Origin of the sequence: Streptomyces sp. NBC_00690 (genome assembly GCF_036226685.1) — a bacterium.
In the GTDB taxonomy this organism is placed as follows: Bacteria; Actinomycetota; Actinomycetes; order Streptomycetales; family Streptomycetaceae; genus Streptomyces.
In genome coordinates this window covers 3,016,666-3,029,656 of sequence record NZ_CP109009.1, presented here as the reverse complement: position 1 = coordinate 3,029,656, position 12,991 = coordinate 3,016,666, and the positions used below count along the sequence as shown (strand labels likewise).

Sequence of the window (12,991 nt, the reverse complement as noted above, 5' to 3'; positions counted from 1 at the left end):
GGGCCTTCGGCCGCCTTGAGCCGAGGCGCACCGCCCGAGATCCCCGCCCACCCCGGTCCCAGGAGCACACAGATGCATCAGTCCTCATGAGTGGCATATCCGATACGTCGGGGAGACCCGCCGAAGGTCCGCGTAACGACGGCTGTCTCAGCGCCGCAGTGCGCCTGCCCGTGCGGATCGTGGTGCTGGTCGTCGTCGTTCCGATCCGGCTGTTGGTGGACCTGATGGCGGCGCTCGGCAGGGGAGTGCGTCGACATCTGCTGGAGCCCCTGCGGCCCGCGCTGCGCTGGCTCGGCGAGCACGTACTGGCACCGTTGGGCCGCGCACTCATATGGGTGCTCGTGGTCCTGACCAAACTGGTCTTCGTCTGGCCCTGGGTCGGCCTCTGGCGCTATCTGCTGGTTCCCCTGGCCACCTACGGCATCGCGGCACCCCTCATTTGGCTCTACCGCGAGGTCCTCACCCGGCTCGGCCGCCTCTCCGTGCCCCTCCTGCGGTACGCGCTGATCATCCCGCTCCAGTGGATCTACACCTGGGTGCTCACACCGATCGGCCGAGGCAGCAGCTGGCTGCTGCGCACCTGTTGGGCGGGATTGCTCTGGTGCCTCGTCCATCTGGTCGGACGTCCGTGCGTCTGGCTGGTCCAGCATGTGATCGTCCCACCGCTCGCCCTGCTCTGGCGGTATGTCCTGCGCCCGGCCCTCGTGCTCCTGGGCTCGGCACTCGGCTTCGCCTGGAAGATCGCCGGGCGGATCTCCCGTGCCCTGGGCGCCGCGCTGCGCTGGATCTACGTCACCCTTCTCGCGCCGCCCGTCGGCTGGTTCTACCGCGCGATCTGCACCCCGGTCGGGCGGTTGGTGCGCGACTACTTCTGGCGCCCGGCTCGCACCGCCGCCGCGGAGGCGTGGCAATCGGCCCGATCGGCCCTGCGGTCGGTCCGTGGAGCCGTCCGTCCGCGGGGGCGGAACAGCCGGTGAGAGCCCGCGGCGAAGTCCCAGGTAGCGGAACGTGGGGAACCGGTGGGGCCGGCGAAGCGTACTCTGGGTAGTACGACGACTGTCCCCGGCGCGGCGGCCGGCCCCGAGATCTCCCTCCACGAGGAGGGGTGAGCCGGGCAGGCCCCCACGGGAAGCCGAATTCCGAGGGTTGGCGCGCCACCCGCGCCCGCCCCGCAGCGAGGAGAAGAACCCCTGGGCAAGCGACAGCCCGAAGGCCCGCCGCCCGCACCTGCGGTGCAGCGCATCAGACTGCGCTACACCAAGCGTGGCCGCCTCCGGTTCACCAGTCACCGCGACTTCCAGCGCGCCTTCGAGCGGGCCCTTCGGCGTGCCGAGGTCCCCATGGCGTACTCGGCTGGTTTCACCCCGCACCCCAAGGTCTCGTACGCCAATGCCGCACCCACCGGCACGGGCAGCGAGGCCGAGTACCTGGAGATCGCCCTCACCCAGCACCGTGATCCGATCACCCTGCGTGAGTTGCTTAATGAGTCCCTGCCACCCGGCCTGGACATCACCGACGCCGTGGAAGCACGCACCTCGGGCCTCGCCGATCGCCTCACCGCCTCGGTGTGGGAACTGAGGCTCGAAGGGGTCGAGGTCGCCGATGCGGAGCGGGCCGTGGCCGCCTTCCTCGCTGCGCAGACCGTGGAGGTCCAGCGCAGAACGAAGAACGGGATGCGGACGTTCGACGCCCGGGTCGCAGTGGCCCAGCTCACGGCTCATCCACAGCCTGATAGGACGGCGGTCGGGCCCTGTGCGATACTGCGCCTGGTTGTTCGGCACGTAACGCCTGCCGTGCGACCCGACGACGTCCTGTCCGGTCTCCGCGCTGTGGCCGACCTGGCGCCGCCGGTCCCCGCAGCGGTGACCAGGCTGGCGCAGGGGCTCTTCGACGAGGAGTCCGGCACGGTGACCGACCCGCTCGCGCTCGACCGCGAGGCAGTTCCGGCCGCTCCACCCACGGTCGTCGGGACAGCCTCCCCCCAGCTCAGCTAGGGGGCCCGCGACGGCGTGCGTGCCACATCGGTCCCGCCGCGCATCCAGGCAGTCGTCGTAGCGCAGCCCTGGCACTCGGGAGCCACCTGGGTCGGGCCGCGCGAAGCCCAGAAGACTTTCGCCAGGCCGTACGTACATCGCGTACGGAACCGGCGAGCCAGACATCAGCTCCCGTGCGGCGCACGCGCCCCGGACGGCGGTACCGCGCATGGTGCGGACCGTGACCGGACCGGAAAGAGGCGCGGCGCCCGGGAGCGTGACGGGAGAACCGCCCGCAATGCACCAGTCCAATGAACCCGGCACCGCCGGGAACACCGAAGACCGTAACTCGCCGAGCGACACCCTGCCGCCGCGCCGTCGGCGCCGCGCTGCGTCCCGACCTGCGGGACCGCCGGGAGCCGCTGAGGCCGTGGCCGCTGCGCCAGAGGCTGATTCCGCCCCGGTGGAGGCCGCTGCCGAGCCCGCTGGGTCTGTTGAGGATGCTCCTGCGCCTCGTGCTCGGCGTCGGGCTACGCGGAAGGTTTCCGCGCCTGAGCCCGTGGTGGCCGAGGCCGTGGTCGAAGAGCAGCCCGTACCCGTGGCTGAGGAGCCTGTCGAGCAGGTGGAGGAGGCTGCTGCGCCGCGCAAGCGTCGCCGTGCTTCTGCCCCTGCCGGTGCGCCGGTAGCCGCTGAGGCTGCTGCCTCGGTGGAGGCCGCTGCCGAGCCCGCTGGGTCTGTTGAGGATGCTCCTGCGCCTCGTGCTCGGCGTCGGGCTACGCGGAAGGTTTCTGCGCCTGAGCCCGTCGTGGCCGAGGCCGTGGTCGAAGAGCAGCCCGTACCCGTGGCTGCGGAGCCCGTCGAGCAGGTGGAGGAGGCTGCTGCGCCGCGCAAGCGTCGCCGTGCCACCCGCCAGGTCTCGACCCCTGAGCCCGTGGTGGCCGAGGCCGTGGTGGAAGAGCAGCCCGTACCCGTGGCTGCGGAGCCCGTTGAGCAGGTGGAGGAGGCTGCTGCGCCGCGTCGGCGTCGTCGTGCTTCTGCCCCTGCCGGTGCGCCGGTAGCCGCTGAGGCTGACTCCGCCCCGGCGGAGGCCGCTGCCCCGGTGGAGGCTGCCCAGCCCGCTGAGGCTGCTGGGTCTGTTGAGGATGCACCCGCGCCCCGCACCCGCCGTCGGGCCACACGACAGAGCGCCACCCCCGCCGAGGCGCCTGCCGCATCCGGGGACGAGAGCGGTACCACCGGTGCCTCCCAGCCCGCAGCGGCCCAGGCCGCGCAGGAGCCCGCGCCCGCCGCCGAGCAGAGCGCACCCCGCGGCCGGTCCCGCCGTGGTGTCGTCTCGCCCGAGTTCACCGCCCAGCCGGCGAAGAGCGCGGACGAGAGCGGACGCGCCCGCCGTGCAGCCCGTCCCGCGGTCGCCGTCTTCCAGGCGCCCGTGTTCACCGAGCCCATGTTCCAGACCCCGGAATCCGCCGCCGCCGCAGCAGCAGCCGCTCTGGACGTCGAGGACGAGGAAGAGGAGCTGACGGAGGCCCCCGAGGCGGAGGCTTCCGCCCCGGCTCCCGCTTCCACTCCCGCTCCCGCCCCTGCGGCTGCCCCCGCCCCCGCCCCCGCCGAACCCACCGGTCGTCGCCGGCGTCGGCGCCGGGGAGAGCCCGCGCCCGCCGAGCAGGACGAGCGCGAGGAGCGCCCCGCGGTCGCCGAGGTTCCCCAGAGCGTGGACGAGCCCGAAGCGGTGGACGCCTCGGACGCCGATGACCACGACGAGCACGACGACTCCGGCGACCGCCCCTCGCGCCGCCGCCGCCGTGGTGGCCGTCGCCGCCGCCGGGGCGAGAACGCCGACGGCGAGGTGGACGAGCAGCAGTTCGACGAGCCCGCCCAGGAGGAGAACGAGTCCTCGGACGAGGGCGACGAAGGCGACGAGAGCCACGACGCGGACGAAGACTCCGGTGCCTCCGCCACCACCTCCAGCAGCCGTCGTCGGCGTCGTCGCCGGCGCCGCAGCGGTGAGTCCATGAGCGACGAGGAGTCGGGGGCCAGCGACCCGGAGCGCACCGTCGTCAAGGTCCGCGAGCCGAGGGCCGCCCGCGCCAAGAGCGATGACGCGTCCGACTTCCAGGACGCGGTGCAGTCCATCAAGGGCTCCACCCGCCTGGAGGCGAAGAAGCAGCGCCGCCGTGAAGGCCGCGAGCAGGGCCGCCGCCGTGTTCCGATCATCACCGAGGCCGAGTTCCTGGCCCGCCGCGAGGCCGTGGAGCGGGTCATGGTCGTCCGCCAGAGCGGTGAGCGCACCCAGATCGGCGTCCTTGAGGACAACGTGCTGGTCGAGCACTACGTCAACAAGGAACAGGCCACGTCGTACGTCGGCAACGTCTACCTGGGCAAGGTGCAGAACGTGCTGCCCTCCATGGAGGCCGCGTTCGTCGACATCGGCAAGGGCCGCAACGCGGTCCTGTACGCCGGCGAGGTCAACTTCGAGTCGCTGGGCATGGCCAACGGCCCGCGCCGCATCGAAGCCGCACTCAAGTCGGGCCAGTCCGTGCTCGTCCAGGTGACGAAGGATCCGATCGGTCACAAGGGCGCCCGGTTGACCAGCCAGGTCTCCCTGCCCGGCCGCTATCTGGTGTACGTCCCCGAGGGGTCGATGACCGGCATCAGCCGCAAGCTGCCCGACACCGAGCGCGCCCGGCTGAAGACCATCCTCAAGAAGATCGTCCCTGAGGACGCCGGTGTCATCGTGCGCACCGCGGCCGAGGGCGCCAGCGAGGACGAGTTGCGCCGTGATGTCGAGCGGCTCCAGTCGCAGTGGGAGGACATCCAGAAGAAGGCGAAGGGCGGTGGCGGCTCCAACGCCCCCGCACTGCTGTACGGCGAGCCGGACATGACCGTCCGCGTCGTACGCGACATCTTCAACGAGGACTTCTCGAAGGTCATCGTCAGTGGCGCCGAGGCGTGGGAGACCATCCACGGCTATGTGTCGCACGTCGCTCCCGACCTGGTCGACAGGCTCCAGCGCTGGACCAGCGAGGTCGACGTCTTCGCGACCTACCGGATCGACGAGCAGTTGATGAAGGCGCTGGACCGCAAGGTCTGGCTGCCGTCCGGCGGTTCGCTCGTCATCGACAAGACCGAGGCCATGATCGTGGTCGACGTCAACACCGGCAAGTTCACCGGCCAGGGCGGCAATCTGGAGGAGACCGTCACCAGGAACAACCTGGAGGCGGCCGAGGAGATCGTGCGTCAGCTGCGGCTGCGCGACCTCGGTGGCATCGTCGTCGTCGACTTCATCGACATGGTGCTCGAATCCAACCGTGACCTGGTGATGCGTCGACTCCTGGAGTGCTTGGGCCGGGACCGGACCAAGCACCAGGTCGCCGAAGTCACCTCGCTGGGCCTGGTTCAGATGACCCGTAAGCGCGTGGGTCAGGGTCTGCTGGAGTCCTTCTCGGAGACCTGCGTCCACTGCAACGGCCGCGGTGTGATCGTGCACATGGAGCAGCCGTCGTCCATCGGTGGCGGCGGTGGCGGCAAGCGTTCGAAGAAGCGTGGCCGTGGCGGCTCCGAGCACACCCACGAGCACGACACGACCGCTGTCGACGAGCAGGTCGAGACCGAGGCGGAGGTCGCCGCGGAGGTGGCCGAGCCCACCCCGCTCGCCGAGCCCGAGTTCGTACCGGACGAGGACCTCTACAGCAGCGCCGCCGAGGCGGAGGCAGCGGCCCAGCGCGGTCGTGGCCGTCGTCGGGCCACGCGTCGGGCATCGGCTCCCGGTGGGGCGCCGCGGTCCGGCGAGGCGAGGGCGACTGCCGGGGCGAAGCCCGCGGCCGAGCCTGAGCCCCAGCCCGAACCGCAGCCTGCGGCCGAGGAGACCCCGGTCTCCGAGCCCGAGGCCGTCGAGGCCGCCCCCGTCGGTCGCACCCGTCGTCGGGCCACCCGCAAGGCGACCGCTCCTGCTGGCGCCCCCGCGGTGACCGAGCCGGAGCCGGCCACCGTCGTGGAGCCGGCCGTGCAGGTCGCGGTGACCGCACCGGATCCCGCCGAGGCGCCGGCCGCCGAGGCCGCACCGCCGAGGGCCCGTCGCCGGGTGACCCGCAAGGTCACCGCTCCGGCCGGTTCCCCCTCGGGCGCCGATGAGGCCGCGGTCCTGGTGGTCACGGCGCAGCCGACCGAGAGCGCCGACGCGCCGTCACCGGCCGCCGACACGCCCGATGCCGCTGCGGCCGAAGGCGCCGAAGCGGCTCCCGCCAAGAAGACGGCGGCGCGCAAGACGGCGAAGAAGGCAACCGCGAAGAAGGCTGCCGTCAAGAAGACGACCGCCAAGAAGACCGCGGCGAAGAAGACGACCGCCAAGAAGGCCAGTGCGAAGAAGACTTCCGCGGCCGAGCAGCAGACGCCCCCGTCAGTGACGGCGGCCACCGAGAGCTGAACAATTGATAGGCCCTCAGTGAACAAAGCGTGTCCCATCCCACGAACCGTGGGATGGGACACGCTTTTGTCTCCGAATTGATGCAGTCCCCGGTCAAGGGCTCCCAGAGCCACCTGGGAAATCCCTGATAATGTGACGGCAGTCGCTGCCGGGTTTGTGGAACCCGTTCCGGACACTCCGGCGGGTGACCGGCCCGGCTCGGGACACGACCGGTCCCAGATCCTCGGTAGGGCGTTGGCTTTACGCCAAAGGGGTGTGTACGGCCTTACGAGACGCCCGCACCACCTCGACCTCCTGCCACAGAGAGCTCTTGCGGTGTTCAAGGAGGACGTCCATGACGAGCAGCAATCAGCAGCCCATTCCCGCTGCCCGCCCGATCATCGGTGAAGAAGAGATCGAGGCGGCGGTAAGGGTTCTGCGCACAGGGCGCGTCGTACAAGGCCCCGAAGTGGCGGCTTTCGAAGAAGGATTCTCCGAGTTGGTGGACGGTCGACACTGCGTCGCCGTGAACTCGGGCACATCTGCGCTCCACCTGCTTTTGCTGGCACTCGGCATCGGCCCCGGTGACGAGGTGATCGTTCCCTCGTTCACCTTCGCCGCCACCGCGAACGTGGTCCGCCTCGTCGGCGCCGACCCCGTCTTCGCCGACATCAACGCCGATGACTACGGTCTCTCCCCGGCCGCGGTCGAGGCCGCCATCACACCGCGTACCGCCGCGATCATGCCGGTGCACCTCTACGGCCATCCCGCCGCGATGGTCGAGCTCATGGCGATCGCCGCAAAGCACAAGCTGGCCGTCGTCGAGGATGCCTGTCAGGCACACGCCGCAGCGCTGAACGGCACTCCGGTCGGCGCCTTCGGCGCCGGTGGCACCTTCAGCTTCTACCCGACGAAGAACATGCACTCCCTTGAGGGCGGCATGGTCTCCACCGGCGACGCGGAGATCGCCCGTACCCTGCGCCTCCTGCGCAACCAGGGCATGGAGCAGCGGTACGCCAACGAGATCATCGGTGTGAACATGCGCCTGACCGATGTGGCCGCAGCGGTGGGCCGGGTACAGCTGACCAAGCTGGGCGGCTGGACCGAGCAGCGCATCGCCAACGCCGCGTACCTCACCGAGCACATCACCGCGCCCAATGTGACCACTCCGGTCGTCGCACCGGGCGCGCGTCACATCTACCACCAGTACACGATCCGCTTCAGCGGTGACCGCGACGCCGCGATGGCGAAGCTCACCGAAGCCGGTGTCGGCAACGCGGTCTACTACCCGACCCCGGTCCACCGCCTGCGCCCGTTCTGGGAGCCGGACCAGAAGGCCGGCCGCAACTGGGACCTTCCCGAGACCGAGCGAGCCGCCGCCGAGGTCATCTCCCTGCCGGTGCACCCGTCGCTGTCAGCGGAAGACCTTGACCGCATCGTCGTCGCCGTGAATGACCTTGGAGAGAAGCTGTGACCACCGCGGGAGCACAGGGGCTGCGCGCCGGACTGATCGGCCTGGGCTCGATGGGCCGTCACCACGCCCGGGTACTCGCCGGACTCGACGGAGTCCAGTTCGTCGGTGTCGTGGACCCGATGGGGGACAAGAACGGCTGGGCGCAGGGCGTCCCCGTGCTCCCCACGGTCGAGGAGCTCATCACCCTCGGCATCGACTACGCGGTGGTGGCCTGTCCTACCGCCCTGCACGAGGAAGTCGGCCTCGCGCTGGCCGAGGCCGGCATAAGCGCCCTGATCGAGAAGCCGGTGGCGGACACCGTGGAGGGCGCGCGCCGGCTGGTCGACGCGTTCGAGTCCCGCGGTCTGGTGGCCGGCGTCGGTCACATCGAGCGCTGCAACCCGGCGCTGCTCTCGCTGCGCCAGCGGCTTGAGGCCGGTGAGCTGGGGGACGTCTACCAGGTCGTCACCCGCCGCCAGGGCCCCTTCCCGCACCGCATCGCCGATGTCGGTGTGGTCAAGGACCTCGCGACGCACGATATCGACCTCACGGGCTGGGTGACCGGCCAGACCTACACCTCGATCTCCGCGCGCACAGTGTCGAAGTCGGGCCGCAAGCACGAGGACATGGTCTCCGCGGTCGGTCAGCTCTCCGACGGCACCATGGTCAACCACCTGGTGAACTGGCTGAGCCCGCTCAAGGAGCGCTTCACCTCGGTCACGGGGGAGAAGGGCTGCTTCATCGCCGACACCCTCACCGCCGACCTCACCTTCTACTCCAATGCGGCCCAGGCCACCGAGTGGGAGGCCCTCCAGGCGTTCCGCGGTGTCGCTGAGGGCGACATGATCCGTTACGCCATTCCGAAGCGTGAGCCGCTCCTGGTCGAGCACGAGCTGTTCCGTGACGCGGTGCTCGGCAAGGCACACGACATCTGCACGCTGCGTCAGGGTCTGCGTACCGTCGAGGTCGCCGCCGCGGTCCTCGCTTCGGCGAAGGACGGCACCACGGTCGACCTCTCCGCCCGCGCAGCGGCCCAGTAGGGCGAGGGACCCTTTGTCCTCTCCTGTGACCAGACCTGATGTCACCGTCATCGTCGCGGTGTACAACACGATGCCGTATCTGACGGAGTGTCTGAACTCTCTCGTCGGACAGTCCATCGGTACGGACCGGCTGGAGATCGTGGCCGTCGACGACGGCTCCACGGACGACAGCGGAACGGAACTCGACCGCTTCGCGGAGCGGTACCCGGACACCGTCAAGGTGTTCCACCAGACCAACTCCGGTGGTCCCGCGGCGCCCAGCAACAGGGCCCTGGAGGCGGCCACCGGACGGTACGTCTACTTCATCGGCTCCGACGACTACCTCGGCGAAGAGGCGTTGGAGCGGCTCGTCGCCTGCGCTGACAAGCACGAGTCCGATGTCGTCGTCGGCAAGATGGTCGGCACCAACGGCCGCTACGTCCACCAGGCGCTCTACAAGGAGAGCGTTCCGGACGTGGACCTCTTCGCGTCGGCGCTGCCGTTCACCCTGGCCAACACCAAGCTCTTCCGGCGTGACCTGGTGGAGCGGCACAAGCTGCGGTTCCCCGAGGACATGCCGGTCGGCAGCGACCAGCCCTTCACCATCGAGGCGTGTGTCCGGGCGAGGAAGATCTCCGTGCTCGCGGACTACACCTACTACTACGCGGTCAAGCGCGGTGATTCGAGCAACATCACCTATCGCGCGGACCATCTGGCGCGGCTGCGCTGCACGGCGCGGATCATGCACCACGCCGCCGAGCTGATCGAGGCGGGGCCGCGTCGGGACACGCTGTTCGAGCGTCACTTCACCTGGGAGCTCGCCAAGCTCGTCCAGGGGGACTTCCTCGCACTGGACCGGCACACTCAGCACCGGGTGTGCTCGGGCATAGCCGAGTTGGCCGACAAGTACCTCACCGAGCCCCTGCGCGACTCCCTCCCCGTGCAGCGCCGGGTACGGCTCGCGCTGGCCCAGAAGGGCGCGGTGGACGAACTGGTCCGTGCCATCGGGACGGAGGAGCCGGGAGGAACGCTGCCGTTCCTCCTGGAGGGCGACCAGGCGGACGGAGGACGGGCCTTCGCCCGCTACCCCGGCTTCCGTGAGCCTCTGCTCAACATCCCCGACAGGGTGTTCGAGGTGCTGGACGAGTCGGTGGCCGCGCAACTCGCGGCCGGTACCGAACTCGTCGACGCCGACTGGGTGCAGAACGGCGACGACCTCGCATTGGACGTCGCGGTTCGGACCGCGTTCACGGGAGTCACTTCGTCGGTCGTCGTCCGGCTGCTGCCGGGCAATTTCCCCAAGGGTGCCAACAAGGTGGGCGGCCGACGGTTGCCCGCGGGCGGGGAACTGCCGCCCGTCGTGGGCGAGTTCACCCGGACGGAGAACACGAACGGGACGGTCGTCCGGGCGCTCATCCCCATCGAGGCCCGTACCGCATCCCTCGCCGTGCGTGTCCACGCGGAAGTCGCCGGATCGGTGTACGAGATTCCGGTGCCGGCCCGCGACGCGCCGATGCCGTTGGCCCGGCGTTGGCGCAGCACCGTCCCCTATCGTGTCGCCGCGCGGGTGAACGGCCAAGGGCGCATGGTCGTCGTGACCGGCCCGCTGTTCCCGCCCCCCAGCAAACTGTGGCCGCGAGTACGGTCCCGTCTGGGCCGCCTGAAGAGGAAGACACTCCGATGAACATCTGTGTAGTAGCGCTCGGCAAGATCGGGCTTCCGCTCGCCGTGCAGTTCGCGGCGAAGGGCCACAAGGTGGTCGGCGCCGATGTGAACGAGAAGGTCGTAGAGCTGGTCAACGCCGGCACCGAGCCGTTCCCCGGCGAGCACGACCTGGACCGCCTCCTCAAGGAGACGGTGGGTGCCGGCCTGCTGAGCGCCACCACCGACACGGCAGCGGCCGTGGCGGCATCCGAAGCCGTCGTCGTCGTCGTGCCCCTGTTCGTGGACGCGGAGGGCACCCCGGACTTCGGCTGGATGGACTCCGCCACCCGGGACATCGCCCGCGGCCTGAAGCCCGGCACCCTCGTTTCGTACGAGACGACGCTTCCGGTGGGCACCACCCGTAACCGTTGGGCTCCGATGCTGGAGGAGGGCTCCGGGCTCACCGCGGGCAAGGACTTCCACCTGGTCTTCTCGCCGGAGCGGGTGCTCACCGGCCGGGTCTTCGCCGATCTGCGCCGCTACCCGAAGCTCGTCGGCGGCATCGACGAGGTCTCCGCGCGCCACGGTGTCGACTTCTACGAGCAGGTGCTCGACTTCGACGAGCGCGGCGACCTGTCCCGCCCCAACGGCGTGTGGGACCTGGGCACCGCCGAGGCATCGGAGTTGGCCAAGCTCGCGGAGACGACCTATCGCGATGTCAACATCGGTCTGGCGAACCAGTTCGCCAGGTTCGCCGACAAGAACGACATCGACATCAAGAAGGTCATCGAAGCCTGCAACTCGCAGCCCTACAGCCACATCCACCAGCCCGGTATCGCGGTCGGCGGGCACTGCATCCCGATCTATCCGCGGATGTACCTGTGGAATGACCCGGAGGCGACCGTCGTGCGCTCGGCGCGCGAGGCCAACGCAGCCATGCCGGAGTACGCCGTCGACCTGCTGGCCGCCGCCTACGGAGACCTCAGCGACACCGGCGTGCTGGTGCTCGGCGCGGCCTACCGCGGAGGCGTCAAGGAAACCGCCTTCTCCGGTGTCTTCGGCGTCGTCGAGGCACTCAAGGCCCGCGGTGCCGTCGCATTCGTGTCGGACCCGATGTACACGGCCGAGGAACTGACCGCGCACGGCCTGACCCCGCACGAGGGCCAGACGGTGACCGCCGCGATCCTCCAGGCCGACCACGCCGAGTACCGCGAGCTCGCGGCAACCGACCTCCCGGACGTACGCGTCCTGGTCGACGGCCGGCGCACCACCGACCCGGCCCGCTGGGAAGGCGTCCGCAGGGTCGTCATCGGCGGCTGAACCGCCGCTCGTAGGTGTTCCACAGAAAACGGGCCCTGCCCTGCGCTTCGGCGTATGGCGGGGCCCGGCGCGATGAGAGGCTTTGAGCATGACGTGGTTGATCACCGGCGGCGCCGGCTACATCGGCTCACACGTGGTGAAGGCGATGGTCGAGGGTGGTGAGGGCGTTGTCGTCCTCGACGACCTCAGCACGGGCCGCAAGGAGCGGCTGCCCGATTCCGTCTCGCTGGAGATCGGCACGGTGCTCGACCGAGCCCTGCTCGACCGCGTGCTGCGCGAGTACTCCGTCACCGGGATCGTCCATCTCGCGGGCAAGAAGCAGGTCGCCGAGTCCGTGGCGAAGCCGCTCCACTACTACCGGGAGAACGTGGAGGGCCTTCGGGTCCTGCTGGCGGCTGCGGTGGACGCCGAGGTCGGCCGGTTCTTGTTCTCGTCCTCCGCATCCGTCTACGGGATGCCGGACGTCGACCTCGTCACCGAGGAGACCCCGTGCAATCCCATGAGCCCCTACGGGGAGACGAAACTGGCCGGTGAATGGCTGGTGTCGTCCACCGGTACCGCGCACGGCATGGCCACGGCCTCCCTGCGCTACTTCAACGTGGCGGGGGCCGCCTCGCCCGAGTTGGGGGACGACGGAGTCTTCAACCTGGTGCCCATGGTCTTTGAGCGGCTGACCGCCGGTGAGGCTCCCCGCATCTTCGGCTCCGACTATCCGACGGCCGACGGGAGTTGCGTCCGCGACTACATCCATGTCGAGGACATCGCCTCGGCCCACGTCGCGGCGGCGCGCCGGCTGACCGCGGACCCTTCGGCGTCCCTGACCCTCAACATCGGCCGGGGGGAGGGTGTGTCGGTCGCAGAGATGGCCGCCCTTATCCAGGAGGTCACCGACCGCCGCGACCCGGCGCCGGTCGTCGTCGCCCGGCGTCCCGGAGACCCCGCCAGGGTGGTGGCCTCGGCGGACCGCATCCGTACGGAACTGGGCTGGGCCGCCCGTCACGACGTTCGGGCGATGGTCACCTCGGCGTGGGCGGGATGGTTGCTGCGGCACCCGGAGGCGCGGGTCTGACGGCGCTTCCACGCAGTCAGGTCGTCTTCCCCGCGGGGGTGACGGCGGCAGACAGACGGAAAGGGGGGATTCCCGAGAAGTTCGGGAATCCCCCCTTTCCGTCTGTTCTGT

8 protein-coding genes are annotated in these 12,991 nt (G+C 70.0%); all 8 read left to right on the top strand.

Going from position 1 to position 12,991, the window contains the following annotated elements; all coding sequences use genetic code 11:
• Positions 1-86: 86 nt before the first annotated feature.
• The 8 genes from OID54_RS13340 to galE all read left to right on the top strand — a co-directional run bounded on the left by OID54_RS13340 (position 87) and on the right by galE (position 12,880).
• Positions 87-977, top strand: a complete 891-nt coding sequence (locus OID54_RS13340) for a hypothetical protein (RefSeq protein ID WP_329018749.1) — start codon at positions 87-89, stop codon at positions 975-977.
• A gap of 255 nt (positions 978-1,232) precedes the next feature.
• Positions 1,233-1,994: a TIGR03936 family radical SAM-associated protein gene (locus tag OID54_RS13335; RefSeq protein ID WP_329018746.1), complete on the top strand. Its 762-nt coding sequence runs from the start codon at positions 1,233-1,235 to the stop codon at positions 1,992-1,994.
• Positions 1,995-2,271: 277 nt separating this feature from the next.
• Positions 2,272-6,396: an Rne/Rng family ribonuclease gene (locus OID54_RS13330; protein ID WP_329018743.1), complete on the top strand. Its 4,125-nt coding sequence runs from the start codon at positions 2,272-2,274 to the stop codon at positions 6,394-6,396.
• Between the two features lie 334 nt (positions 6,397-6,730).
• Positions 6,731-7,849: a DegT/DnrJ/EryC1/StrS family aminotransferase gene (locus OID54_RS13325; protein WP_329018739.1), complete on the top strand. Its 1,119-nt coding sequence runs from the start codon at positions 6,731-6,733 to the stop codon at positions 7,847-7,849.
• Positions 7,846-8,868 (top strand): Gfo/Idh/MocA family protein, encoded by a 1,023-nt coding sequence (locus OID54_RS13320; RefSeq protein WP_329018737.1) that lies wholly within the window; start codon positions 7,846-7,848, stop codon positions 8,866-8,868. Before OID54_RS13325 ends, OID54_RS13320 begins: the two co-directional genes overlap by 4 nt.
• Positions 8,869-8,893: 25 nt before the next feature.
• Positions 8,894-10,531 (top strand): glycosyltransferase family 2 protein, encoded by a 1,638-nt coding sequence (locus tag OID54_RS13315; protein ID WP_329018734.1) that lies wholly within the window; start codon positions 8,894-8,896, stop codon positions 10,529-10,531.
• Positions 10,528-11,811 (top strand): nucleotide sugar dehydrogenase, encoded by a 1,284-nt coding sequence (locus tag OID54_RS13310; RefSeq protein ID WP_329018731.1) that lies wholly within the window; start codon positions 10,528-10,530, stop codon positions 11,809-11,811. Before OID54_RS13315 ends, OID54_RS13310 begins: the two co-directional genes overlap by 4 nt.
• 88 nt (positions 11,812-11,899) lie before the next feature.
• Positions 11,900-12,880 carry a UDP-glucose 4-epimerase GalE gene (gene galE, locus OID54_RS13305; protein ID WP_329018727.1) on the top strand — a complete coding sequence of 327 codons (981 nt, stop codon included), beginning with the start codon at positions 11,900-11,902 and terminating at the stop codon, positions 12,878-12,880.
• Positions 12,881-12,991: the final 111 nt, after the last annotated feature.